We start from the raw sequence: 24,712 nt of genomic DNA on the forward strand, positions 1-24,712 counted from the left end.
TCAGCTCCGAATAGTTTGCTCAGTTGGATAGCCCGCAAGGAAACGGGCGTTCAGGATCAGGACCCATGTCAGGATTGCGCCGATCTGGTGTGTGATCGCCACATGCAGGGGCGATGCTTGCAACACCGTGGTGATGCCCAAAAGCGCCTGCGCACCGATCATGACGCAGGCTAGGGTGAAGCCCATGCGCACCATCTGGTTGCCAGACCTGCGCGAGACCCGCCAGACCACGATGGCAAAGATCACAAGCAGGTAACCCACCATCCGGTGCATGAACTGCACAAGGCCCGCATTTTCAAAAAGGTTACGCCAAATGGGTGTCAGGTCAAAAGCCTCGGGCGGGAAGAACTGCCCGCCCATCCACGGCCAGTCCACAAAGGACCGCCCCGCATCAATGCCCGCCACCAAAGCGCCCAGCAAAATTTGCAAAAACGCCAGATGCAAAAGCCCCGTGCCCATGCCGAAAAGCTTGGCTTCGCGCAGACGGCGTGCGGCCATCAGGCTGGCCTCTTTGCGGCCCAGCAGCAGCATATACCAAGCAATCAGGCCGAGGATCACGAAGGCCAGCCCCAGATGCACGGCCAAACGGTAAGACGCCACATCGACCCGCTCGCCCGTCAGGCCAGAGGCCACCATCCACCAGCCAATCGCGCCCTGCAGCCCGCCAAGCGCGCCCAGAAGCAGCAGGCGACCGGTCCAGCCATTCGGAATTTTGCGCGCGGCCAGAAAGCCGAAAAAGCCGATGGCCCAGACAAGCCCGATCACCCGGCCCAGCTGACGATGCCCCCATTCCCACCAATAGATCGACTTGAAGCCCTCAAGGTCCATATGGCTGTTTTGCAGCTGGAACTCGGGGATTTGCTGATACTTGGCGAACTCGGCCTCCCACGCGGCCTGATCCATCGGCGGCATGGCCCCGGTGATGGGCGCCCATTCGGTGATCGACAGCCCCGAATCTGTCAGCCGGGTCAGACCGCCCACGACGACCATCACAGCCACCAGCGCAAAGAGCAGCATCAACCATAGACGTACCGCCCCGCGCGCGCCGCCGCCCCCTGATCCACGTTCAATCGCGCCGGCTTTGGGCGCATCTTTGGATAGCGGGCTGTCGCTTGTGACATCCTCGAAAATGCTGCGGGGCTTGCTCATCTGGCTCTCCGTTTCGGGTTTGGGCGATATTCCTTTACTTGGGCACGATTGCCAAGGGGGCAAGGGGATGAAAAACGCGCAAAAAACTGCTCCAAAACGTCAGCGAAGGTGCCCTTTTGGTTGCCCCCATATCAGGCGTTCTGCTAGAGTGGCGTGACCTATATATAGTGTGAAACGCACAAAAACGGCGGACAACGTGAACGATACTCCTGACACCCCGGAAAACACGGGCGAAATGCCCGAACGCCCCCAGTATGACGGGCCGCAAATCGCCATCGAAGAGGAAATGAAAAGCTCCTATCTCGATTATGCGATGAGCGTGATCGTAAGCCGGGCGATCCCCGATCTGCGGGACGGTTTGAAACCGGTGCACCGGCGCATCCTTTATGCGATGTACGAAACCAATAATGGTCACGACAAACCCTATCGCAAATCGGCCCGTCCGGTGGGCGATACGATGGGTAAATATCACCCGCATGGTGATTCCGCGATCTATGACGCGCTTGTGCGCATGGCGCAGCCCTTTTCCATGTCGCTGCCGCTTCTGGACGGTCAGGGCAACTTCGGCTCGATGGACGGCGATAACCCGGCGGCCATGCGTTATACCGAGGTGCGGATGGACAAGCCCGCCGCCTCGCTTCTGGCCGATATTGAAAAAGACACGGTCAATTTTCAGGACAATTACGACGGCAAGGACCTGGAACCCACCGTCCTGCCCGCACGTTTCCCCAATATGCTGGTCAACGGCGCTGGCGGTATTGCGGTTGGCATGGCCACCAACATCCCGCCGCATAATCTGGGCGAAGTGATCGACGGCACGCTGGCCCTGATCAAGGACCCGGACCTGTCCTCGGAAGGCCTGATGGACTATATCCCGGGCCCCGATTTCCCCACAGGTGGCGTGATGCTGGGCCGTTCGGGTGCCCGCAAAGCCTATCTGGAGGGCCGTGGCAGCGTGATCACCCGCGCCAAGACCCGCGTCGAGGAAATCCGCAAAGACCGCTACGCCATTGTGCTGGACGAGATCCCCTATCAGGTGAACAAGGCCTCGATGATCGAAAAGATCGCCGAGCTTGTGCGCGAGAAGAAGGTCGAGGGCATTTCATCCGTGCAGGATGAAAGTGACCGTATTGGCGTACGCGTGGTCGTTGAACTGAAACGCGATGCGACCCCCGAGGTCGTGTTGAACCAGCTTTTCCGTTACACCCAGATGCAGACCTCGTTCGGCTGCAATATGCTCGCGCTGAACGGAGGGCGCCCCGAACAGCTGACCTTGCGCGATTTCCTGAGCCATTTCATCACCTTCCGTGAAGAAGTTGTCACGCGTCGCACCGCCTATGATCTGCGCAAAGCACGCGAACGCAGCCATATCCTTTGTGGTCTGGCCGTGGCCGTGTCCAATGTGGACGAGGTGGTCGCCACGATCCGGTCATCCCAAGACCCGGCAGATGCCCGCGCAAAGCTGATGGAACGGCGCTGGCCGGCGGGCGATATCGCGGAATACATCCAGCTGATTGACGACCCGACCCATAAGATGAACGAGGACGGCACCTATAACCTGTCTGAAACGCAAGCGCGCGCCATTCTGGAGCTGCGCCTGCAACGTCTGACGGCGATGGGCGTCAAGGAAGTCACGGACGAGCTGCAAGAGCTGGCTGCGAAAATCCGCGACTATCTGGACATTCTGCGGTCACGCGAACGCATCATGTCGATCATCTCGGATGAGCTGATCGAGGTGAAAGAGGCCTTTGCTGTGCCCCGCCGCACCCAGATCGTTGAATGGTCCGGCGACATGGATGACGAGGACCTGATCGAGCGCGAAGATATGGTTGTGACCATCACCGCCTCGGGCTGGGCCAAACGCACCCCGCTGGCCGATTTCCGCGCCCAGAAGCGTGGCGGCAAAGGTCTGTCGGGCATGCAGACCAAAGACGAAGACGTGATCACCACGCTTTTTGTCGCCAATACGCACACGCAGCTCCTGTTCTTCACGGATGACGGCATGGCCTACAAGCTGAAGACCTGGCGCCTGCCGCAGGGCGGCCGCACCGCCAAGGGCAAGCCATTGGTCAACATCCTGCCAATCCCCACGGGCGTCTCGATTGCCGCCATCCTGCCCGTCGACCGGGCCGAGGCGGAATGGGATGATCTGCAGATCGTCTTTGCCACGTCCAAAGGCTCTGTGCGTCGCAACCGCCTGTCGGATTTCACCAATGTGATGCGCAACGGCAAGATCGCGATGAAGTTCGAAGGCGACGACGAAGGCACCCGCCTGATCAATGCCCGCATCTGTGACGAGAATGATGACGTGATGCTGGTCACCTCGGGCGGGCGGGCGATCCGTTTCCCGGTCACCGATGTGCGTGTGTTCAACTCGCGCGCCTCAACCGGTGTGCGCGGCATCAAGCTGGTCAATGAAGGCGACGAGGTCGTGTCGGCCTCGGTCATCCGCCATTTTGAAGCCACGCCCGACGAGCGTTCCGCCTTCATCAAGCGGTTCCGCGCGGAACTTGGCAGCGACGGGGATGATGACATTGCAGAAGACACACCCGGCGATCTGTCCGAGGAGCGATATCAGGAAATGCTGGCCGCCAATGACCTTCTGGTCACGATCAACCGCGGAGGCATCGGCAATCTGACCACCAGCCATGACTACCGGGTGTCGGGCCGCGGCGGTCAGGGTGTGGGCGCGATGAAGGGCGGTGATATCGTGGCCTGCTTCCCGATCGAGATCGAGGACCAGATCATGCTGGCGACCTCCAAAGGACAGTCCATCCGCTGCCCTGTGAACGGTATCAGCTTCCGCTCGCGCAGCGCAGGCGGCGTGAAAGTCTTCAACACCGGCAAGGGTGAAGAGGTCGTTTCGGTCGCGCGTATCGTCGAAACCTCCGAAGAGGATGACGTGGAGGCTGGCGGCGAAACCGCAGGCACCGCAGAGGGCAGCGCAGACTGAACCCTATCTGCAAGGGCCAACATAAAGCGTTTCGACTTATTGTTGAGGCACAACAATGAGACGAAACGCGCAGAAACTACCAATGTTGTGGGCGTTTCGAAATCAACTTGTGTCTCAAGTTAATCTCGAAACGCTTTAGATTGAAACGGGGGGCGGATCAGCGGATGCGCCCCCCGCTTTCATGTTCAGGGACTGCCCAGAGAGATCTCGGTCACATCTTCCGCTCCAGCACAAAAATCCCGCCGGATTTCGGCATTTCATTTTGCACGCAATACGAGATGAGATATCGCGCTCGCTCTTGCCATTTTAGCAATCTAAAGGAGAATTGCCCCTTTACAGAACCACTCAAACCTGCGCTCAAAGACCAAATATCACATAATAATCATTTATAATCAGCGCATTATCAATAGTCCGCGCAAAAGTTGTGCATTTTGACACATGTTTTGCATTTTGCACCAACTCTGCGTTGAAATTCCCCGGACCAGTCAAAAACCCGCCACATTTGGCCCTAAACTGATCGCAAGGTTAACAGAAGGTTAACACGAAAGCCGAACACGGCACGCAGAAGGCGATAGAGGGCAGAGATATGAGAAATCTGGCGACATATGGGGTTCATTCCCACTTGTGTCGTACGAGTGAGGCCGCAGGTGAGCGGCAAAGTTTACGTTTTTTGGTCGCGTTTTACCTTACCCTGGCAGGCACTGGCGTGATCCCAAATCACACGCTGATACAGTTTGCCGGGATGTTTGTGGTGCCGTCTCAGGTGGATACGGTTATTGCGGCTTGTCTGGTGTTTTTCGCAGGCCTCATCCTGTTTGGCGCGCTGGCACGTTTTGCCGCGGCCAGCCTGATGACCCTTTATCTGGCGGCCATCACCGTCGGCGTGACCCAGTTTCCGCACAGCACCTCCCTGCTGTCCTTCAGCTTCGACATTGTAATATTCGTGTCGCTGGCGCTTTGTGCAAAATCTGTCATTCGCCCACGCCAGCGGCCCAAGGTGGAGCCGCCATGCGACCGGGCCCGGTTGATACGCAGCCCCGGTCTGCCAGTCACGAAACGGTCCAGCTACAGGCCGTTGAACCCGGCCGGAATGCGCCCCGGTCTGGGTGGTAGCCGCCATGCGTTTCGCCCACCCTCCGAAGAGCTGCATCAGCTTTTTGACCAGATAAGGGACACAAAGTGATCTGAGCCCTTTTCCGGTCCGGCCCTGCCGTCCCCCAAATACAGCGCCGGACCACAAAGCCCGCCTCCCCCCAAGGCGGGCTTTTCTTTTGTGCAGCAATCGCCTATCTGCGGGCCATGACTGACAAGACATTGCATATCGTTGGCGGCGGGCTCGCCGGATCCGAAGCTGCCTGGCAGGCGGCGCATATGGGCGTTGACGTGGTGATCCACGAGATGCGCCCCAAGGTGGAAACCTTTGCCCATCAGACCGGGGACTTTGCCGAAATGGTCTGTTCGAACTCGTTTAGGTCGGATGATGACGAACAAAACGCCGTTGGGCTTTTGCATTGGGAAATGCGCGCGGCAAACGGGCTGATCATGTCCATGGCCGATACCCACCGCCTGCCGGCAGGCGGCGCGCTGGCTGTGGATCGCGATGCCTTCAGTGCTGGCGTGACCGAAAAGCTGCGCGCCCTGCCCAATGTATCTGTCGACTATGGCGAGGTGACCGACCTGCCCACGGACGGACACTGGATCTTTGCCACCGGCCCGCTCACCTCACCCGCTTTGGGCGAGGCAATTGCGCATGAGACCGGCGCCGAGCGGCTGGCGTTCTTCGACGCCATCGCCCCCATTGTCTATGCTGACAGCATCAATATGGACGTGGTTTGGGCGCAATCACGCTATGACAAGGGCGATACGGAAGAAGAACGCAAAGCTTACCTCAACTGCCCGATGACCAAGGACCAGTATGAGGGCTTCATCGACGCGCTTTTGGCGGCTGACAAGACCGAGTTTCACGAGGGCGAAACTGCCACTTATTTCGACGGCTGCCTGCCGATCGAGGTGATGGCCGAACGCGGCCGTGAGACCCTGCGCTTTGGCCCGATGAAACCCGTGGGTCTGACCAATGCCCATGATCCCGACAACAAACCCTATGCGGTTGTGCAGCTTCGTCGCGACAACGCGCTTGGCACGCTGTTCAACATCGTGGGTTTCCAGACCAAGATGAAATACGGCGCGCAGACGGATGTGTTCAAGATGATCCCCGGCCTGGAAGATGCCTCTTTCGCGCGCCTCGGCGGCATTCATCGCAACACCTTCATGAATTCGCCCACGCTTCTGGACAATCAGATGCGCCTGAAATCGCGCCCCAACCTGCGCTTTGCAGGCCAGGTCACTGGGGTTGAGGGCTATGTGGAAAGTGCGGCCATGGGCCTTCTGGCGGGCCGCCTTGCCGCCGCCGAGATCCTTGGCATCAGCCTTCCAGAGGTCCCGCAAGACACAGCCATGGGTGCGTTGATCCACCACATTACCGGCGGCGCTGAAGCGAAAACCTTCCAGCCCATGAACGTGAATTTCGGCTTGTTTCGCCCGGTTGATGGGCTGAAAGGCGGGCGTCGTGGCCGCAAGGATCGCTACAAAGCCTATACAGATCGCGCCAAGGCGGACTGGCAAGGCTGGCTGGCCAGTTTCACCTGAAGAAAGGCGCGCAAATGACGGATTTCATAACACGTTTTGCGCCCAGCCCCACAGGCCCCCTGCATCTTGGCCACGCCTATTCCGCGCTTTTGGCACATGATATGGCGCGCGCAAACGGGGGACAGTTTCACCTTCGGATCGAAGATACGGATATTGATCGCTGCCGCTCCAAATGGGAGGAGCTGATCTATGAGGATTTGCAGTGGCTTGGCCTGACATGGGAAACGCCAGTGCTGCGACAGTCCGAGCACCTGGCAACCTACCAGCACCACCTGATGTCACTGGCGGATGCGCGGCTGATCTACCCCTGTTCATGCTCACGCAGCGACATACGCGCGGCCCTCTCTGCACCACAGGAAGGGGTGGCATCCCCGCAAACCTATCCCGGAACCTGCCGCAATCGCCCTATGGCGGATCGCAAACCCGGTGACGCGCTTCGTATCGACATGGCGAAAGCAGTAAAGCAAGTCGGTGCGCTTTCGTTCAAAGAGGACGGAGAGCGCCATAAAGGGCGTCATCAGCTTGATCCACAACGGCTGATCAGTGAAATCGGGGACGCCGTTCTGGGACGAAAAGAGATCGAAACCGTCTCATATGTCTTGGCTGCGGTTATTGATGATGCAGCGCAGGGCATGACGCATATCGTCCGAGGAGAAGACCTGTATCAAATCACATATCTACAAGTGCTGCTTCAAGGGTTGCTGAACCTGCCCACCCCCACCTATCACCACCACCGCCTGATCCGCGACGCGCAGGGCAAACGGCTTGCCAAACGCGATGATGCGCGCGCCATCGCCACCTATCGCGCCGAAGGAAAAACGCCCGGCGACATCCGCCGCATGGTTGGCCTCTAAAGCATTTCGACTTATTGTTAAGGCACAACAATGAGACGAAACGCGCGGAGCCTACCCACGTTTTGGGCGTTTCGAAATCAACTTGTGTCTGGAGTTAATCTCGAAACGCTTTAACCCTTATTTTCTTGTCGCAAATACCTTGCGGGGGTCCGGGGGTGCAAAACCCCCGGCCTGCCTCAAACCATCGGCGCCATCAGCTCAATCTCTTCACCGCCCTCAACCGCTGTGTAAAAACACGACCGCCGGTTGGTGTGACAGGCCGCTCCCGCCTGGTTGACCCGCACCAGCAGGCAATCCCGGTCACAGTCAAACCGGAACTCCACCAGTTCCTGTACGTGACCCGAGGTCTCGCCTTTGATCCAGAACGACTGACGCGAGCGGGACCAATAGGTCACCCGCCCCGTTTCCAGCGTGCGCTCCACTGCTTCGCGGTTCATCCAGGCCATCATCAACACATCCCCCGACGCCGCGTCCTGAGCGATGGCCGGAATCAGCCCTTTGTCATCAAACTTCAGCCCGCTTGCATCAAATTTCATTGCCTGTCCTTTTCAATGGCTCGCCACGCTTCTATGTAGACCTGAAACCCGTCCAGCGAAAGGTGCCGCAGATGAGCGACAGCGATCTTCTCAAGCTCTACTCAAAGCAGATCCTCGCCCTTGCCGCGGAGATCCCCCATCTGGGGGAGCTCGACAGCCCCGACGCTACTGCCAAATCCCGCTCTCCACTTTGCGGATCTACCGTCACCGTCAGCCTGTGCACCGAAAATGGGAAGATCACCCATTTTGCGCAGAATGTGAAAGCCTGCGCGTTGGGTCAGGCCTCGGCCGCGCTGCTGGGCAAGGTGGTGATTGGGTTGGACCACGATACGATCTTGCGCGGGCGGGATGCATTGAAAGATATGCTGACCCAGAACACCCCGCCCCCATCCGCGCCGTTTGACGGCTACGAAGTGCTTTTGCCCGCCCGCGAGTTCAAAAACCGTCACGCGTCAATCCTTTTGCCTTTTACCGCAACCCTCGCAGCGCTGGATAAGCTCGGGAACGGTTAAAGCTCCGGTAACTTCACTGCGCTAATGGTTGGGCACACAAGGAAAGCCGTGCCCGTGATAGAAAACCAGAGTTTTGAAAGCGAAACCGCTGTTGATCCCCGCCTGACCGAACTGGCCCGGAACGCGGCCAAACTGGGCTTCAACATCGTTGATGTTTCAGGGTTTCTCGACGATGTCGATGCGAAATCCGCGGCCCAGAAACGCGCCATAGACGGATTGTCCAACGCCGCTCAGGCGGTGCTCGAATCAAACCAAAATGTCCGCGATACCATGCAAGAGCTTCTGACAAATACGGGTCAGAACAGGGAAACGGCCGAAAATGCCGCCAAACTTGTCGAAGAAAGCGCGCAGAACTCTGCCCGGATTGCGGATTGGGTAAAACATGTCGCCACGCGTCTGGGGGATATGGCAGAGGCGCTGGAACATGTTCAGAAAAGCAACGAGCTGATTGTCGGCATCGCGTCGCAGGTGAATATTCTGGCGGTGAATGCCAAGATTGAAGCCGCCCGCGCAGGCGATGCTGGCCGCGGCTTTGCCGTGGTGGCAGAAGCGATCAACGAGCTGTCCGGCAAAACCGCACAGGCGGCCCAGAGCATTTCAAATGACGTCGAAACCCTGTCAGGTAACGTGCTGGAACTGAACGGAGAATCTGCCGATGTTGCTGATCAGGCAGATCACGTCCTGAAGGATTCTCAAGCCATCACAACCGCCACCCAGGATCTGGCCACCCGCGCACGCAAAAACGCCGAAGACACGGCGCGCATTCAGGATGACGCGGAAAAGGTGGGCCAAACCGTGGCGGATTTCCTACCTGCTTTCTCGTCCTTGGGAAAAAGCGCTCATGACACCGCCATCGACGTGCACGAGGTCACCAAGAAAGCACATGGATTGGTCGATCTGAGCGAAGCATTGGTGCAAGGATCCGTGGCGCTTGGCGGCGTCTCAAACGATCAAAGCTATATCGAGCGTGTTCAAACCGACGCCAAGCGCATCGCCCAGATGTTCGAAGACGCCATTGATCGAGGCGAAATATCGCAAACAGATCTGTTTTCGACCGCTTACAAACCCATTCCGGGCACCAACCCCCAACAGGTCTTGTCCCCCTTTACAGCTCTGACTGACCGGCTTTTGCCCCCCTTGCTGGAAGACGCCCTGACCTGCGCACCGGGTGTGGTGTTCTGCGCCGCCGTGGATCGGCGCGGTTATCTTCCGACCCATAACAAGGTTTTCTCGCAGCCGCAGGGGCGTGATCCGGTCTGGAACACCGCCAATTGTCGAAACCGACGTATTTTTGATGATCGCGTTGGTCTGAAAGCGGGGCAGTCTTCTGCACCCTTCCTGTTGCAAGTCTATCGACGCGACATGGGTGGCGGGGCATTTGTCCTGATGAAAGACCTGTCCGCGCCTATTCATGTGAAAGGCCGCCATTGGGGCGGATTGCGCATGGGGTACAAGGTCACGGCCTAAAACGTTTCGAGATTACCTTGAGTCACATGCCTATTTCGAAACGTCTAAAAAAAACCGCCGCGCTCCTGACAGGGAGGCGGCGGAAGTTATGCGGATCGGGCTGTCTGAAGTCGGTGCAGGAAAGAGGCAATCACACCAACAGGCAGGCGACGGGCAGTGAACCGTCTGGGCGCATCTTCAAGCAGATCGGGTAAATCGCTTATTTGGGACATGATGCAGGTGCCAGACCGTCCGCGGGCAGAAAACTGAAAGGGTCAGATCACCCCGGGCAGATGCAAGGCACCAACCAAAAGCACAAGCAAAGACAAGGCGCCAACCGTATCGGAAAGAAGTGTATCCGATGACCGGGACAAGGCGGTTTTCACATCATTCATCATGGTTTTGCTCCTGCTCTCTGTCTGGTGCAATCTGTGTCGCTGCATCCGTGTTGCCACTTTGTTCGCATATTTCCGCGCGACCTGTAAAGAACTTTTTAAGAACATTTGTGAACTTTTGAGAACGCGCGCGCTAACCCACTGAAATCAAACGGATCGCCTCATCCTGCCGCATCAACCACAACAGCACGCGCGCCGCATGCCCGCGCGGTGACGTCAGCTCCGGGTCCTGTTGCAGCAACAAACGCGCATCTTTTTGCGCCACCGCCATCAAGCCTGCCTGATGTTCCAGATCCGCCACCCAGAACCGTGGCAACCCGGATTGAGCGGTGCCCAACACATCCCCGGCCCCGCGCATTTCCAGGTCGGCCTCGGAAATCACAAATCCGTCTTCGGTGTCGCGCATCACCGACAGGCGCTTTTCCCCGGTCGCGGTGAGCGGCGCATGGTACAAAAGCAAACAGGTCGAGGCCGCCTCGCCGCGCCCGACCCGTCCGCGCAGCTGATGCAACTGCGCCAGTCCGAAATGTTCGGCCCGTTCAATCACCATGATAGAGGCCGCCGGCACATCCACCCCCACCTCGATCACCGTTGTGGACACCAAAAGGCGCGTGCGCCCGGCGACAAAATCCGCCATGGCCGCATCTTTTTCGGACACAGGCATTTGGCCATGCACCAGCCCAACCACACCCTCGCCCAAAGCGGCCCGCAGATGTTTGAACCGTTCTTCGGCGGCGGTCATATCCATGACCTCGCTTTCCTCGACCAATGGGCAGACCCAATAGGCCTGCGCCCCGTCAGAAATCGCACGCCGCAGCCGTTCAACTACCTCGTCCAACCGGTTGTCAGACACCAAAACCGTTTGAATGGGCTTTCGCCCCGGAGGTTTCTCATCCAGCACCGACACATCCATGTCGCCATATTGTGCCAAAGCCAAACTGCGCGGAATGGGTGTGGCGGTCATCACCAGAACGTCGGACGCCTGTCCCTTTTCCCCCAACTGCATACGCTGCGCCACGCCAAAACGATGCTGTTCGTCCACAACCGCAAGTCGAAGGTCTTGAAACTCCACGTCTTTTTGGAAAACCGCATGGGTGCCGATCAATATTTGGATGTCTCCGGACTTCAACGCGGCAAGCTTGCGACGCCGTTCAGCCGATTTGTCACGCCCGGTTAATATCTCGACGACAACCCCTGCCACCTCGGCCATCGCACGGATGCCTTCAAGATGTTGACGCGCAAGGATCTCCGTCGGGGCCATCATCACTCCCTGCCCGCCGGCCTCGACTGCGATCAAAAGAGACATCAAAGCGACCAGCGTCTTGCCCGCGCCCACATCCCCCTGCAACAGCCGGTTCATGCGCAGCCCTGCCCCCAAATCCTGTTCGATCTCTCCAATGGCACGGGTCTGGGCCGCTGTCGGCTTGTAAGGCAACGCCGCCAGAACTTTGTCGCGCAACTGCCCCGTCCCGATACTGACCCGCCCCTTGGCGCGACGCACCTGTGCGCGCGCCAGCGCAAGGGTCAATTGATGGGCAAAAAACTCGTCATAGGCCAACCGCCGCCGCACAGGGTTTTGCGCAGACAGATCATCCGGGCCCGCCGGCGTATGGGCCGCAGACATCGCCAGGTGCCAGTCCGGCCAATGCTCACGTGCCTTCAGCTCCGGGTCGATCCATTCCTGCAACATCGGCAAACGTGACAAGGCGTCACCAATACCCTTGATCATCGTGCGCCCGGTCACCCCCGCCGTCAGCCGGTAAACCGGTTCGAAATCCGGGATGTGATCGGCTTCATGCGGCGGCAAAATGAAGTCGGGATGCACGATCTGCACCCGCCCTTCGAAATGTTCGACCTTGCCGGAGATCACGCGCTTTGCGCCCTCGGGCAATTGCTGGGTCAACCAGCGGGAACTGGCATGGAAAAAGACCAGCTCGAACGTGCTTAGAGCATCGCGCACCTCGACCCGATAAGGCGCGGAGCGCGTGCGGCCGGGGCGATGCGCGCCCACCTCGACCTCGACCGTGGCCATATCACCCGCCTGTACCTCGGTCACCGAGGCACGAAATTTGCGGTCGATCCCGGCGGTGGGCAACCAGAAAAGAAGGTCACGCGGCAGGGTTATACCAAGCGTTTCCAATGACTTCGCGGTTTTCGGCCCAATCCCTCCCAGCGTTTCAAGTGCCGCAAATAGTGGAAAGAGGATTTCGGGACGCGTCGACATCAGAGGTCCCCGATCAGGTCCAGCCAACCATCTTCGTCAATGGTTTCAACCCCCAGGTCAGCCGCTTTCTTAGCCTTTGATCCAGCCCCCGGACCGGCCACCAACAGGTCCGTTTTGCCAGATACGGAGCCTGAGACCTTCGCCCCCAATGCCTCCGCACGGGCCTTGGCCTCGGCCCGGGTCATTTTTTCCAGCGAGCCGGTGAAAACAACCACTTTGCCCGCAACCGGGCTGCCGTCTGTTTTGGGGGCTTCAACGGGCTGGATGTCCAGTTCACGGGCCAGACGATCTATGGAGGCCCGTTCACGGTCTTGCGCAAATGCCGCCACCAAAGAGCCCGCCATCACCGCGCCGACCCCGTCAATGGACACCAGCTCCTCCCATTGCGCAGTGCCCGGCGCGGCATCTGTGACGGCCGTTTCAAAGGCCTGCCACGTGCCGTAGTGACGTGCCAGAATATTGCCCGCAACCTCGCCCACATGGCGAATACCAAGCGCAAAAATCACTTTATTCAAGGGAATTACACGACGTTCTTCAATCGCCTGAAACAGGTTTTCGGCGCTTTTATCCCCCCAGCCATCGCGATTTTTCAACCGCGCAAGCTGGCCAGCATCGCGTGATTTCAGGGTGAATATGTCAGCGGGTTCGCGGATCGGCAGGACCTCATCATGATAGAACATCTCGACCTGTTTGGCGCCCAGACCATCGATGTCAAACGCCCCGCGGGAAACGAAATGCTTGAGCTTCTCGACCGCTTGTGCCGGGCAAATCATTCCGCCCGTACACCGACGCACCGCGTCCCCTTCCTCGCGGATCGCGGCGGAGTCGCATTCCGGGCAGGTGTTCGGAAACACATAGGGCGCGGCGCCCTCGGGCCGTTTTGTCAGGTCCAGATCCGAGATCTTCGGAATGACGTCACCGGCGCGGTACACTTCCACCCAGTCGCCAATACGCAGGTCTTTGCCATCACGGATCACCCCGCCCGTATTGTCCCGCCCGGCAATGTAGTCTTCATTGTGTAAGGTGACATTCGACACAACCACCCCTCCGACCGTGACGGGCGTCAACCGCGCCACCGGGCTTAAGGCGCCCGTGCGGCCCACCTGAATGTCGATAGCCTCCAACCGGGTCCAGGCCTTTTCTGCCGGGAACTTATGCGCAATGGCCCAGCGGGGTGTCGTCGAACGAAACCCCAGCCGCGCCTGCAAATCCAGCGCATCCACCTTGTAGACCACACCGTCAATATCATAGCCCAGCGTGGCGCGCGCGGTTTCGATGTCATGATAATGCGCCAACAGATCGGCAAGGTCAGTGAACCGTTTTGTGAGCGGATTGGTCTGAAACCCAAGTGCTTCAAGCCGCTGCACCGCACCCATTTGGGTGTCTGCGAGCGGCGCGGACAAGGCCCCCCATGCATAGGCAAAGAAACGCAAGGGGCGCGACGCGGTGATTTTGCTGTCCAATTGCCGCAGCGACCCGGCTGCCGCGTTGCGCGGATTGGCAAAGCTTTTGCCGCCTCGTTCGGCCTGCCGGGCATTCAGCGCCGCGAAGTCCTCATGCGACATATAGACTTCGCCGCGCACCTCCAGGACGGCAGGCGCATCTTGAAGCACCTTCGGTATGTCTTTGATTGTAAGCGCATTTTCCGTAACGTTTTCGCCAACCGTGCCGTCGCCGCGCGTCACGGCATGAACCAAACGCCCGTCTTCATAGCGGATCGACAGCGACAACCCATCGATTTTCGGCTCTGCCGTATAAGCCAGATCGGCCTCTGCAGACAGCCCCAGAAAATTACGGATGCGGGTGTCGAACTCGGCCACGTCTTCGTCACTGAAAGCATTGCCCAGTGACAACATGCGCACCTCGTGGGTGATCTTGCCAAACCCGTCAGCTGGCGCCGCCCCCACCTGATCCGAGGCACTGTCCGCGCGTTTCAGCGCCGGAAAGCGCGCCTCGATCGCCGCGTTGCGCCGCTTGGCCGCGTCATAGTCGGCATCGGAAATCTCGGGCGCATCGTCAGTGTGATAGGCAACATTGGCGCGCGCCAAGAGCGCGGCGAGCCGTGCAAGCTCGGCTGTGGCCTCTGTCTCGGTCAGCTCGGCAATGTCCAGTAGAGAGGTTTCGCGCATCATTTCCCCGACAGTCTTTTCAAAAGTGATAGGCCGCGCCCGCGCGCCCGTCCAGAGCTGTTGGTCGAAGATCATCCCAACAAACTGATTTGCCGACGAATTTGCAGGTGATTTACCTACTTCCAACACTTGCCGTTCTGCCATCAAGTGCCTAAGTTCCGCTACGGAACACTCGGGACGCGATCTTCATGACCGAACAGGACGACCATCACCGGCGCAAATGGCGCCCCTTTACAGGCTTGCGCAACAACTTCCTTGCGGGCCTGGTCGTGGTCGTGCCGATCGCCGTAACCATGTGGATGATCTGGACCTTCGTGGGCTGGATTGACAGCTGGGTTCTGCCCTTCGTGCCTGCCCGCTATCACCCCGATGCGCTGATCGACCTGTTCTTTGGTGACAGCAGCTGGTTCAAATGGATCTTTGGCGAAGATGTGCGCGTGAATGTGCGTGGCCTTGGCGTGGTGGTTTTCCTGCTGTTCACGATCATCGTGGGCTGGATCACCAAGGGCCTGATCGGTCGGTCGTTCCTGATCTGGGGCGAAGGTCTGGTGGACCGCATGCCTGTGGTGCGCTCGCTTTACAACGGCATCAAACAGATTGCCGAAACCGTCTTCAGCCAGTCCAGCGAGACCAAGTTCGACAAAGCCTGTCTGGTGGAATATCCGCGCAAGGGGATCTGGGCGATTGCGTTCATTTCCACCAAGGCGAAGGGGGAAATTGACGCGCGCATTCCGGTGGACGAGGACATCATCTCGGTCTTTCTGCCCACAACGCCCAACCCGACCTCGGGGTTTTTGCTGTTCGTGCCACGCCATTCGGTGATCGAGTTGGACATGAGCGTCGAGGATTCGGCCAAGCTGGTCATCTCGGCAGGCTTGGTCTATCCGAACGCGAAGGACCCCTCGCAACCACCTGAAATCACAGATAAATGAGCCTGTCTGCAGGTGTCACCGGCTTCGCCACAGGGTTTTCCCTGATCCTGGCGATTGGCGCGCAAAACGCCTTTGTGCTGCGTCAGGGGTTGATGCGCCAACATGTGTTCTGGCTGTGCCTCTTTTGTGCCACCTCGGATGCAGCTTTGATCACCGCGGGCGTTTTGGGCTTTGGTGCGCTGGTCGAGGCGCTGCCCGCATTGCCCACCATCATGGCGCTGGCCGGGGCCGGGTTTCTTCTGGTCTATGGGGCGATGCGGTTTCTGGCCGCCGCCAAGGGCAACTACGCGATGGAAATACAGGGAAAGTCACGCGGGCTTTGGGCCACGCTGGCCATCGCCGCCGCCTTCACCTGGGCCAACCCCCATGTTTATCTGGATACTCTTGGGTTGATCGGTGCCATTTCAACCTCTTACGGGGATTGGACCACGCGGATCACCTTCGGGGCCGGCGCTGTCATCTCCAGTTTCGTGTTCTTCTTTTCGCTGGGATACGGCGCGCGATTCCTGGCCCCCGTCATGCAAAAACCCGCCGCGTGGCGGGTTTTGGACGTGATCATCGGTGTGGTGATGTGGGCGATTGCCGCCAAGCTTATGTGGGGCGTCTGGTCCGGCAGTCTGCACTAAAGCGCAGTCCACCCCCCATCCACGGAAATCGTCGTGCCGGTGATTTGCGCCGCGGCGTCCGAACACAGGAACACGGCGGTGCCGCCCATCTGCTCGACACTGGCAAATTCCTTCGAAGGCTGACGCGCCAGCATCACCTCGCGCACCACCTGATCGCGTTCCATCCCATGGGTTTTCATCTGATCAGGGATTTGCGCTTCGACCAGCGGGGTCAAGACATAGCCCGGACAGATGGCATTGGCCGTGATCTGTTCCTCGGCAGTTTCAAGCGCCACGGTCTTGGTCAGGCCCACCACCCCGTGTTTCGCGGCGATATAGGCGGATTTATAGGGAGATGCGGTCAATCCGTGGGCTGATGCGATATTCACGATGCGCCCCCATCCCGCCGCGCGCATCATCGGCAGGGCGGCTGCAGTGGTGTGGAAGGCCGAACTGAGGTTGATCGCAATGATCGCGTCCCATTTGTCGCCCGGAAACTCATCCACCGGGGCCACATGCTGAATACCTGCATTATTCACAAGAATGTCGCAACGCCCCGCCTGCTCCACCAGCGCGCGGCAGTCCTGCCCTTTGGACATGTCAGCCTGAATATATCGGGCCGCCACGCCAAATTCATCGGCGATGCCCGCCGCCAGCGCATGGTCTTCATCGCGGTCGGTGAAACTGTTCAGCACCACATCCGCCCCGGCCCGCGCCAGTTCACGCGCCACGCCCAGCCCGATACCCGAGTTCGATCCGGTGATGATCGCGGTTTTTCCGTCAAGCGAGGTGGTGATGGCCATGGTGATACTCCGATTTCTGCGGCAACGATGTTGCATCGCAGCATAGTCAATTCCACTCCCCACGCCAGAAGATTTGCCACACACGGTATGCGCGATTGAGAATCACCGATTCTCTCACCGTGTTTCATCCCCGCCCAACCACAGGACCGGGTCCGCATCGCCATAAAAAAAACGCCCGCACGAAGCGGGCGTTAAGTTATTGAGGCAGGTTTCATACAGGCAAGAAACCTATCGAGCAGTGCAATCTTTATAAGCGGTTCGGCGCCTCAATCCAAGCTAAAAGTTTGTCTTCATGAAAATCGCACTCTAAGCTTTCATCAAACAAATCAGGGATGTGAAGGATTGTTGCGCAAATGAGATCAGATATTTTCCACAAGCTGCGCGTCGCCGCAGGCGGCTGTGCTGTTGCCTTGGTCGCAGCGCACACCGCGCTGGCAGAACCGAAACACGGCATAGCTATGTATGGTGACCCAGCCCTACCACAGGATTTTGTGTCTCTGCCCCATGTGAATGCCGATGCGCCCAAGGGCGGGAAGATCATATTCGCCGAAGCGGGCGGGTATGATTCGCTGCACCCCTATATTCGCAAAGGCTCATCGCCCTGGCAGTTGCGGTTCATGCTGGCCGAAAGCCTGATGGGGCGCAGCTATGACGAACCCTTTTCGCTTTATGGCCTGCTGGCCGAAAGCATCGACACCAATGAGGCGCGCACATGGGTGGAATTTACCCTGCGCGAAGAGGCCCGTTTTTCCGACGGCACCCCCGTCACCATCGACGATGTGATGTGGTCTTATGAAACACTCGGTACCAAGGGGCACCCGCGCTATCACGGCGCCTGGGGCAAAGTGGAAACGATGGAACAGACCGGCCCACGTTCGGTCAAGTTCACCTTCAACACCGAAGACCGCGAGCTGCCCCTGATCTTGGGCATGCGCCCGGTGCTGCAAAAAGCCCAGTGGGAGGGCAAGGATTTCGAAGCCTCGGGCGTCGATGTTCTGCCGATCACCTCGGGCCCCTACACGATCGGAGCCTTTGAGCCGGGCCGCTACCTGACCTTGAAACGCAACCCCGATTACTGGGGAAAAGACCTGCCCTTCATGCGCGGCAAAGCCAATCTGGACGAAATTCGTTTCGACTATTATGGCGATGGCGACGTGATTTTTGAGGCTTTCAAAGCAGGCGAGGCCAACACGCATCGCGAAACCAATGCGCAGAAATGGGCCACGCTTTATGACTTCCCCGCGGTGACATCGGGCGACGTGGTGAAATCGGAAATCCCGCATAAACGCCCCACGGGCATTCTTGGCTTCGTGATGAACACGCGCTCGGATCAGTTCAAGGATATTCGCGTGCGTGATGCAATGATCCACGCGTTCAACTTCGAATTTATCAACAAGACCGTAAATGGCGGCACCCGCCCCCGGATCCAGTCCTATTTCCACAACTCGATCCTTGCCATGGCGCCGGGCACAGCGGCCGAAGGCCGGGTGTTGGACATGTTGCAAGGCTTCAAGGATGACCTGCCTCAGGGCGCGATCGAGGGCTACACCCTGCCCGTATCAGACGGGTCTGAGCGCAATCGCGCCGGCATTCGCCGGGCCATGGAGTTGATGGAAGAGGCCGGGTGGACGGTTCAGGACGGCCAGATGAAAAATGCGGATGGCCAACCCTTTACCTTTGAAATCGTTCTGAAAATGGGCTCGACCGAGACCCGTCAGATCATTGATATCTACACCGCCGCGCTGAACCGGATCGGCATCACGCCAACGATCACCGTGATCGACAGCGCGCAATATAAGGAACGCACCACGGCGTTTGACTTCGACATGGCCTATTACCGGCGCGGATTGTCGCTCTCTCCGGGCAACGAGCAAAAGCTCTATTGGGGCAGCAAACTGGCCAACGAGCCGGGATCGCGCAACTGGATGGGCGTAGAAAGCCCAGCGGTTGATGGGCTGATCGACAAGCTGCTGACCGCCACAAGTCAGGAAGACTTCCATGCCGCCACCAAGGCGCTGGACCGGGTCCTGACCGCCGGGCGCTATGTGATCCCGATCTGGTATTCGGCAACATCGAACATCGCCCATGCAAAAGAGTTGAAATACCCCACCGACACCCCGCCCATGTATGGCGACTGGCTGGGCTTCCAGCCTGACCTGTGGTGGTGGGAAGAATAACTTGATCTGATTTCGGGCGGGGTGTAGCGCGTAGACAACGCCCTTTCCCGCCCGGAGGTCACCATGGGTCTTTTCGAACGTTTCCTGTCACTTTGGGTGGCGCTTTGCATTCTTGCAGGCGTGGTGCTTGGCAATCTGCTGCCAGGGGTTTTCACCATCATTGCCAGCGCCGAAATCGCCAGGGTCAACCTTGTCGTCGCGGTGCTGATCTGGGTGATGATCTACCCGATGATGGTGCAGGTGGATTTCGCTTCAATCAAAGATGTGGGCAAACGGCCACGCGGGTTGGTTTTGACCCTTGTGATCAACTGGCTGATCAAACCCTTCACCATGGCGGCCCTTGGCTGGCTGTTTTTCCGGGTTATTTTTGCAGGGCTCGTCGACCCGGACACCGCCAGTGAATATATCGCCGGCATGATCCTTTTGGGCGTGGCCCCCTGTACGGCCATGGTCTTTGTCTGGAGCCAGCTCACAAAGGGCGATCCCGCCTATACGCTGGTGCAGGTCAGCGTGAACGACGTGATCATGATCTTCGCCTTCGCCCCGATTGCCGCTTTCCTTCTGGGCCTGTCGGACGTGACGGTGCCATGGGAAACATTGCTCTTGTCGGTGCTGCTTTACGTGGTGGCGCCGCTTATTGCGGGCATTCTGACACGCCGCAGCCTCGTGGCAAAAGGTAACACCCATCTGGAGGCGTTTCTGGCCCGTCTGAAGCCCTGGTCCATCATCGGGCTTCTGGCCACGGTGGTCCTTCTTTTCGGCTTTCAGGCGCAAACAATTCTGGCCAAACCGCTGGCCATCGTGCTGATTGCCATCCCGCTTCTGATCCAGACCTACGGCATCTTCGCCATCGCCTATGCCTCGGCCAAAGCGTTGAAACTGCCGCATAATGTGGCGGCACCGGCCTGCATGATCGGCACGTCAAACTTCTTTGAACTTGCGGTGGCGGTGGCCATTTCACTGTTTGGCCTGAACTCGGGTGCTGCGCTGGCCACCGTGGTCGGCGTGCTGGTCGAGGTGCCGGTGATGCTGTCGCTGGTTGCCATCGCCAACCGCACGCGTCATTGGTTCGATCCGGCGTAACACCCGCACCAAGCGCCCGCGAAAAATCAAGCGTGGCGCAGCCACTCCGCTGGATCAGGTCAGCTGGATCAGGTCAGCGAGGTCACCCACAGGATCATCGCGTCTTCTTCGCTGATCGAAATCACGTTATGTCCCATCGAAGCATCGTAATAGGCGCTGTCACCGCGACGCATTTCAACCGGCTCGTAAAATTCGGTGATCAGCCGGACAGCGCCGGTCAGCACGTATAGAAACTCTTCGCCATCATGGCGCACCCAGCCGTCAAATTCGTCAAACGACCGCGCCCGCACACGGGCGCGATAGGGCAGCATGGCTTTCTTGGTCAAAGCGCCCGCCAGCATCTCGTGCTCGTAAGTTGCGGTCGGGTGGGATGATCCCTCGCCGGTTTTGGTCACCGCCATCCGGCCGGACACTTGCGCGGATTTCGGCGCGGTAAAGAGCTGCGGCACCGAGATCTCAAGCCCCACCGCCAGCTTTTTCAGCGCGTCATAGGTGGGCGACATCTGACCGTTTTCGATCTTTGACAGGGTCGAACGGGCCAGACCCGCCTGCCCGGCCGCCTGTTCCAGCGTCCAGCCCCGCGATTTGCGCAGGTCACGCACCCGCGCACCAAGATCAAGCGGTGCAGGTTCTGGCATGTCTTCACCGCTTTCGCGCGCAAGACGGATCAGGCTGGGTTGGTCAGGCTGTGTCATGCCCCTTCAATACACCGAACACCGCGGTTTGCAACCGGCGCGGATGAGCCCCTTGCGCCTGATGCCGTCTCTTGGCAGATGGTGTCTATGCTGTCCGTTATTGCCCCCACTGCCCCGCTGCCGCGCGCGCCCAACCCGTTCAACATGGCACAATATGTGCTGCGCCATGCCGACGACATGGGGGAAAAGACGGCGCTGTCGCTTCTAGCGCCCGATCCGGCAGGTGATCAGCATTGGAGCTTTCTGGACCTTGAGCGTGCGGTGCGTGGATTGGCAGGCGGCCTGCTTGCGCGCGGGCTGGTTCCGGGCGACCGGGTGCTTTTGCGGCTGGGCAACAGCGTGGATTTTCCTTTGGCCTTTCTGGGCGCAATCGCAGCGGGGCTGGTGCCGATCCCCACCTCGGCGCAACTGACCACATCCGAGATCACCGCCATGTGCGACCTGGTCTCGCCCGCCCTGATCATTGCAGACGCTGCGATTGCGCAGCCCCACGCACCCACGATCCCAACGATCAACACGGATCAGCTGCACCAGCTTTCCGATCACGCCCCGGCCCCCTTTCATCAAGGTGATCCCGAACGCCCGGCCTATATCGTGTTCACCTCTGGCACGACCGGCCGCACCCGCGCCGTCTTGCACGCGCATCGCGCCATCTGGGCGCGTCAGATGATGTGGGACGGCTGGTACGGGTTTGGCGCAGAGGACCGCATGATGCATGCAGGTGCCTTCAACTGGACCTATACACTGGGCACGGGTTTGATGGATCCATGGAGCGTCGGCGCCAGCGCCATGATCCCCGCACCGGGCACCTCCCCTGACCAATTGGCACAGTTGATCGCCCGATCTGAAACGAGTATTTTTGCAGCAGCTCCGGGGGTTTACAGGCAAATCCTGAAACACGATCTGCCGCCCCTCCCGGCGTTGCGACATGGCCTGTCTGCGGGGGAAAAACTGCCCGAAACCACGCGCAGATCATGGCTGCAGCGCACAAATACGCCGCTCCATGAAGCCTATGGCATGTCGGAATGCTCGACCTTCATTTCCGGATCACCCGCAAGCCCCGCGCCGGAAAACACACTGGGGTTCGCCCAGTCCGGTCGCCATCTTGCCGTGCTTGACCAGGATGGCAGGCCGGTGCCCGTCGGAACCCCTGGCCAGCTGGCCATTCACCAAGATGATCCGGGGCTGATGCTGGGCTATCTTGGGGCGGAAACCGCCACGAACGACCGTTTTCTGGGACCGTGGTTCGTGACCGGCGATACGGTCACATTGTGCAAAGACGCAGCCCTGCGATTTGAAGGGCGTCGGGATGACATGATGAATGCCGGCGGCTTTCGCGTCTCGCCTATCGAGGTCGAGGCCGCCCTGTCCACCCATCCCGGCGTACATGAAGCCGCCTGCGCCGAGGTGCAGATCAAGGAAGACGCCAGCATCATCGCCTGTTTCTACACGCCCGAAACGGACCCGGTGGCTGAGGAAGACTTGTCCGCGCACGCCCATGCACATCTGGCACATTACAAATGCCCGCGCCTGTATCTGCCGGTGGAAAGCCTGCCCCGCGGCGCCAACAACAAGCTTCTGCGCGCACAGTTGAAAGACGCATTTGAAGCGCGCAAACTAAACACCATAACACCGTGACAGCGCTTGCCCCTTCCCAAGCCGTTCAATCTCGGATAGAGCTGCGCGCCGGGAGACCAACATGATCCGCCTCGACATTTTTTCAGATCCGATTTGCCCCTGGTGCTACATTGGCAAGGCACGGCTTGATTTCGCGCTGGAAAGCCGGCCTGACCACCCGTTCCGCGTGGAATGGCACCCGTTTCAGCTCAACCCGGAAATGCCGCCCGAAGGCATGGATCGACGCGATTATCTGGAAGCCAAATTCGGAGGCCAGCAAGGGGCAGTGAAAGCCTATATGCCGGTGATCGAAGAAGCTGCGGCCTCTGGCGTCGAGATCAATCTGGAAGCCATCAAACGTACGCCGAACACGATCAATGCGCACCGGCTGATCCATTGGGCCGGGCTTGAGACCAAGCAAAACGCCGTCGTTGACCGCCTGTTTCGTGCTTATTTCGTTGAAGGGCGTGACATCGGTAACACAGACGTGCTTGTGGACATCGCCGAGGCTGCTGGCATGGACCGGGACATGGTGGCCCGGCTTCTGGCGTCAGACGCGGATGGCAGCGATCTTTTGGCGCGCGACATGGATGCGCGCAAAAAAGGGGTTCAGTCCGTACCAACCTTTGTCATCGCCAATCAGCACGTAGTGCCGGGCGCACAGCCCATCACCCTGTGGCAAGAGGTGATCGACGACATCACCGCCCAGCTGAAAGAGCAGCGGGACGACGGGCTTTGAGAACACGCGTATTCCCCCCTCAGCAGGCGCTCTCGCTTCGGGAATATGTCCTGCTGATGGCCGCGTTGTTTTCAATGGTGGCGTTTTCGATCGACTCGATCATGCCTGCCCTGCCCCAGATTGCTGCGCAATTTGTGCCCGACGATGTGAACCGCGCGCAGCTTCTGATCAGCTCGTTCGTGATCGGCGCGGGTCTTGGCCAGCTTGTCTTTGGACCGCTGTCTGACACGATCGGGCGGCGCTGTTCGCTGGCTGCTGGCATGGTTTTGTACATGATGGCCGCCTTCGCGACGCTTTGGGCGCAATCGCTGGAGAGCATCCTTTTCCTGCGCTTTGTGCAAGGCATGGGGGCGGCCGGTCCGCGCACCTGTGGCATGGCGATGACGCGCGACCTTTACGAAGGGCGTGAGATGGCGCGGGTGAACTCGATGGCGTTCACCTTTTTCGTACTTGTTCCGGCGGTGGCCCCGCTGATTGGACAGTGGGTTGTGCTGGGATTTGGCTGGCGCCACATGTTCACCACCTACATCATCATGGCCGCCCTGATCCTGACCTGGTTTCTAACCCGTCAGCCGGAAACTCTGCCACCCGAGCGACGCCGCAAGCTTTCCCCCGGCCCGACAATCACCGCCTTCAAAACCGTGCTGTCGACCCGTGTGACGCTGCTTTACATGGCGGTGATCACCTTGGCGTTTGCACAATTGATGGCCTTTATCAGCTCGGCCCAACAGGTCTTTGTGGACGTGTTGGGCGCCGGCACACGCTTTCCGCTTTATTTCGCGGGCGTGACCATTTTTTCGGCCATTTCGGGCTTTCTGAACGCCCAGCTTGTCATGCGGCTTGGGATGCGCAAACTTGCGCAAGCTGGGTTTTTGGCCCAGACGATCCTCGCGTTCACAACCACCCTGTTCTGGGCGGTTTATGCACCCGAGGGCAGCACGGCGCTTTGGGTTTTCTGCGCCTGGGCCACGACCCTATTCTTCCTGAACGGGCTCAGCTTTGGCAATCTCAATGCGCTGGCCATCCAGCCGCTGGGCCATGTGGCAGGCACCGCCAGCGCGGTGATCGGGGCGCTTCCAACCGTCGGCGCTATCGCGATTGCCGCGCCGATCGGGCTGATGTTCAATGGCACGCCCTTCCCGCTGTTGATCGGGGTGACGATCTGTTCGGGTCTGGCGCTGGGTTTGATGCAACTGGACCGTCACAACGCCAGCTAA

The 24,712-nt window shown here is 59.1% G+C and carries 21 protein-coding genes; 13 read left to right on the forward strand and 8 right to left on the reverse strand.

The genetic code is table 11. The features are described 5' to 3' along the window. On the reverse strand, nt 1–1,149 hold the full coding sequence (gene ctaA, locus ACRY08_RS11825) for a heme A synthase (RefSeq protein WP_432450129.1): 1,149 nt from the start codon (nt 1,147–1,149) through the stop codon (nt 1–3). A gap of 196 nt (nt 1,150–1,345) precedes the next feature. On the opposite strand from ctaA, the gene gyrA reads away from it, so the two are divergent. The 4 genes from gyrA to gluQRS all read left to right on the forward strand — a co-directional run bounded on the left by gyrA (nt 1,346) and on the right by gluQRS (nt 7,602). Next, nucleotides 1,346–4,102, forward strand: a complete 2,757-nt coding sequence (gene gyrA, locus ACRY08_RS11830; RefSeq protein WP_432450130.1) for a DNA gyrase subunit A — start codon at nt 1,346–1,348, stop codon at nt 4,100–4,102. 706 nt (nt 4,103–4,808) lie between these two features. Then, nucleotides 4,809–5,285: a hypothetical protein gene (locus ACRY08_RS11835; protein WP_432450131.1), complete on the forward strand. Its 477-nt coding sequence runs from the start codon at nt 4,809–4,811 to the stop codon at nt 5,283–5,285. 116 nt (nt 5,286–5,401) lie between these two features. Beyond that, nucleotides 5,402–6,748 (forward strand): methylenetetrahydrofolate--tRNA-(uracil(54)-C(5))-methyltransferase (FADH(2)-oxidizing) TrmFO, encoded by a 1,347-nt coding sequence (trmFO, locus tag ACRY08_RS11840; protein WP_432450132.1) that lies wholly within the window; start codon nt 5,402–5,404, stop codon nt 6,746–6,748. A gap of 14 nt (nt 6,749–6,762) precedes the next feature. Beyond that, the gene (gene gluQRS, locus ACRY08_RS11845) at nt 6,763–7,602 is read left to right on the forward strand and encodes a tRNA glutamyl-Q(34) synthetase GluQRS (RefSeq protein WP_432450133.1); all 840 of its coding nucleotides are present in this window, start codon (nt 6,763–6,765) and stop codon (nt 7,600–7,602) included. A gap of 176 nt (nt 7,603–7,778) precedes the next feature. On the opposite strand, the gene hisI is transcribed toward gluQRS, so the two are convergent. Beyond that, a complete protein-coding gene (gene hisI / locus ACRY08_RS11850) occupies nt 7,779–8,138 on the reverse strand; it encodes a phosphoribosyl-AMP cyclohydrolase (protein WP_432450134.1) in 360 nt (119 codons plus the stop codon). A gap of 71 nt (nt 8,139–8,209) precedes the next feature. Between hisI and ACRY08_RS11855 the strand changes: the two genes are divergently transcribed. Then, entirely contained in the window at nt 8,210–8,650 is a 441-nt protein-coding gene (locus ACRY08_RS11855) for an iron-sulfur cluster assembly scaffold protein (RefSeq protein ID WP_432450135.1), read from the forward strand. Between the two features lie 48 nt (nt 8,651–8,698). After that, on the forward strand, nt 8,699–10,117 hold the full coding sequence (locus tag ACRY08_RS11860) for a methyl-accepting chemotaxis protein (RefSeq protein WP_432450136.1): 1,419 nt from the start codon (nt 8,699–8,701) through the stop codon (nt 10,115–10,117). A gap of 86 nt (nt 10,118–10,203) precedes the next feature. On the opposite strand, the gene ACRY08_RS11865 is transcribed toward ACRY08_RS11860, so the two are convergent. The 4 genes from ACRY08_RS11865 to ligA form a co-directional block, all read right to left on the reverse strand. Continuing rightward, entirely contained in the window at nt 10,204–10,329 is a 126-nt protein-coding gene (locus tag ACRY08_RS11865; RefSeq protein WP_432450137.1) for a hypothetical protein, read from the reverse strand. 42 nt (nt 10,330–10,371) lie between these two features. Beyond that, nucleotides 10,372–10,494: a hypothetical protein gene (locus ACRY08_RS11870; RefSeq protein ID WP_432450138.1), complete on the reverse strand. Its 123-nt coding sequence runs from the start codon at nt 10,492–10,494 to the stop codon at nt 10,372–10,374. 130 nt (nt 10,495–10,624) lie between these two features. Beyond that, nucleotides 10,625–12,715, reverse strand: coding sequence for an ATP-dependent DNA helicase RecG (recG, locus tag ACRY08_RS11875; protein ID WP_432450139.1), 2,091 nt, complete (start codon nt 12,713–12,715; stop codon nt 10,625–10,627). Next, nucleotides 12,715–14,844: an NAD-dependent DNA ligase LigA gene (ligA, locus tag ACRY08_RS11880; protein WP_432450140.1), complete on the reverse strand. Its 2,130-nt coding sequence runs from the start codon at nt 14,842–14,844 to the stop codon at nt 12,715–12,717. Before ligA ends, recG begins: the two co-directional genes overlap by 1 nt. Before the next feature lie 188 nt (nt 14,845–15,032). Between ligA and ACRY08_RS11885 the strand changes: the two genes are divergently transcribed. Both ACRY08_RS11885 and ACRY08_RS11890 read left to right on the forward strand, forming a co-directional pair. Beyond that, nucleotides 15,033–15,776, forward strand: a complete 744-nt coding sequence (locus tag ACRY08_RS11885) for a DUF502 domain-containing protein (protein ID WP_432450141.1) — start codon at nt 15,033–15,035, stop codon at nt 15,774–15,776. Then, nucleotides 15,773–16,402, forward strand: coding sequence for a LysE/ArgO family amino acid transporter (locus tag ACRY08_RS11890; RefSeq protein ID WP_432450142.1), 630 nt, complete (start codon nt 15,773–15,775; stop codon nt 16,400–16,402). Before ACRY08_RS11885 ends, ACRY08_RS11890 begins: the two co-directional genes overlap by 4 nt. On the opposite strand, the gene ACRY08_RS11895 is transcribed toward ACRY08_RS11890, so the two are convergent. Beyond that, the gene (locus ACRY08_RS11895) at nt 16,399–17,184 is read right to left on the reverse strand and encodes a 3-hydroxybutyrate dehydrogenase (RefSeq protein ID WP_432450143.1); all 786 of its coding nucleotides are present in this window, start codon (nt 17,182–17,184) and stop codon (nt 16,399–16,401) included. The two genes, ACRY08_RS11890 and ACRY08_RS11895, sit on opposite strands and share 4 nt — an antisense overlap. Nucleotides 17,185–17,537: 353 nt before the next feature. On the opposite strand from ACRY08_RS11895, the gene ACRY08_RS11900 reads away from it, so the two are divergent. Both ACRY08_RS11900 and arsB read left to right on the forward strand, forming a co-directional pair. Next, on the forward strand, nt 17,538–19,361 hold the full coding sequence (locus tag ACRY08_RS11900) for an extracellular solute-binding protein (protein ID WP_432450144.1): 1,824 nt from the start codon (nt 17,538–17,540) through the stop codon (nt 19,359–19,361). A gap of 63 nt (nt 19,362–19,424) precedes the next feature. Continuing rightward, complete coding sequence (gene arsB / locus ACRY08_RS11905) at nt 19,425–20,444, forward strand: ACR3 family arsenite efflux transporter (protein WP_432450145.1); 1,020 nt, start codon at nt 19,425–19,427, stop codon at nt 20,442–20,444. 68 nt (nt 20,445–20,512) lie between these two features. Here the strand turns inward: arsB and ACRY08_RS11910 are convergent, their stop codons facing one another. After that, the gene (locus tag ACRY08_RS11910; RefSeq protein WP_432450146.1) at nt 20,513–21,139 is read right to left on the reverse strand and encodes a helix-turn-helix domain-containing protein; all 627 of its coding nucleotides are present in this window, start codon (nt 21,137–21,139) and stop codon (nt 20,513–20,515) included. Nucleotides 21,140–21,226: 87 nt separating this feature from the next. Between ACRY08_RS11910 and ACRY08_RS11915 the strand changes: the two genes are divergently transcribed. The 3 genes from ACRY08_RS11915 (at nt 21,227) to ACRY08_RS11925 (ending at nt 24,712) form a co-directional block, all read left to right on the forward strand. Beyond that, entirely contained in the window at nt 21,227–22,777 is a 1,551-nt protein-coding gene (locus ACRY08_RS11915) for a class I adenylate-forming enzyme family protein (protein ID WP_432450147.1), read from the forward strand. A 61-nt stretch (nt 22,778–22,838) separates the two neighbouring features. Beyond that, a complete protein-coding gene (locus ACRY08_RS11920) occupies nt 22,839–23,495 on the forward strand; it encodes a DsbA family oxidoreductase (protein WP_432450148.1) in 657 nt (218 codons plus the stop codon). Further along, complete coding sequence (locus ACRY08_RS11925) at nt 23,492–24,712, forward strand: multidrug effflux MFS transporter (RefSeq protein ID WP_432450149.1); 1,221 nt, start codon at nt 23,492–23,494, stop codon at nt 24,710–24,712. Before ACRY08_RS11920 ends, ACRY08_RS11925 begins: the two co-directional genes overlap by 4 nt.

It is taken from the genome of Aliiroseovarius marinus (genome assembly GCF_050881025.1).
GTDB lineage: Bacteria > Pseudomonadota > Alphaproteobacteria > Rhodobacterales > Rhodobacteraceae > Aliiroseovarius > Aliiroseovarius marinus_A.

What these genes read in the sequence shown, in the direction of transcription:
- ctaA (WP_432450129.1), bottom strand. Translation starts at nt 1,149, where the DNA reads ATGAGCAAGCCCCGCAGCATTTTCGAGGATGTCACAAGCGACAGCCCG.
- trmFO (WP_432450132.1), top strand. Translation starts at nt 5,402, where the DNA reads ATGACTGACAAGACATTGCATATCGTTGGCGGCGGGCTCGCCGGATCC.
- gluQRS (WP_432450133.1), top strand. Translation starts at nt 6,763, where the DNA reads ATGACGGATTTCATAACACGTTTTGCGCCCAGCCCCACAGGCCCCCTG.
- hisI (WP_432450134.1), bottom strand. Translation starts at nt 8,138, where the DNA reads ATGAAATTTGATGCAAGCGGGCTGAAGTTTGATGACAAAGGGCTGATT.
- ACRY08_RS11855 (WP_432450135.1), top strand. Translation starts at nt 8,210, where the DNA reads ATGAGCGACAGCGATCTTCTCAAGCTCTACTCAAAGCAGATCCTCGCC.
- ACRY08_RS11865 (WP_432450137.1), bottom strand. Translation starts at nt 10,329, where the DNA reads ATGTCCCAAATAAGCGATTTACCCGATCTGCTTGAAGATGCGCCCAGA.
- ACRY08_RS11870 (WP_432450138.1), bottom strand. Translation starts at nt 10,494, where the DNA reads ATGATGAATGATGTGAAAACCGCCTTGTCCCGGTCATCGGATACACTT.
- recG (WP_432450139.1), bottom strand. Translation starts at nt 12,715, where the DNA reads ATGTCGACGCGTCCCGAAATCCTCTTTCCACTATTTGCGGCACTTGAA.
- ligA (WP_432450140.1), bottom strand. Translation starts at nt 14,844, where the DNA reads ATGCGCGAAACCTCTCTACTGGACATTGCCGAGCTGACCGAGACAGAG.
- ACRY08_RS11885 (WP_432450141.1), top strand. Translation starts at nt 15,033, where the DNA reads ATGACCGAACAGGACGACCATCACCGGCGCAAATGGCGCCCCTTTACA.
- ACRY08_RS11890 (WP_432450142.1), top strand. Translation starts at nt 15,773, where the DNA reads ATGAGCCTGTCTGCAGGTGTCACCGGCTTCGCCACAGGGTTTTCCCTG.
- ACRY08_RS11895 (WP_432450143.1), bottom strand. Translation starts at nt 17,184, where the DNA reads ATGGCCATCACCACCTCGCTTGACGGAAAAACCGCGATCATCACCGGA.
- ACRY08_RS11900 (WP_432450144.1), top strand. Translation starts at nt 17,538, where the DNA reads ATGAGATCAGATATTTTCCACAAGCTGCGCGTCGCCGCAGGCGGCTGT.
- arsB (WP_432450145.1), top strand. Translation starts at nt 19,425, where the DNA reads ATGGGTCTTTTCGAACGTTTCCTGTCACTTTGGGTGGCGCTTTGCATT.
- ACRY08_RS11910 (WP_432450146.1), bottom strand. Translation starts at nt 21,139, where the DNA reads ATGACACAGCCTGACCAACCCAGCCTGATCCGTCTTGCGCGCGAAAGC.
- ACRY08_RS11915 (WP_432450147.1), top strand. Translation starts at nt 21,227, where the DNA reads ATGCTGTCCGTTATTGCCCCCACTGCCCCGCTGCCGCGCGCGCCCAAC.
- ACRY08_RS11920 (WP_432450148.1), top strand. Translation starts at nt 22,839, where the DNA reads ATGATCCGCCTCGACATTTTTTCAGATCCGATTTGCCCCTGGTGCTAC.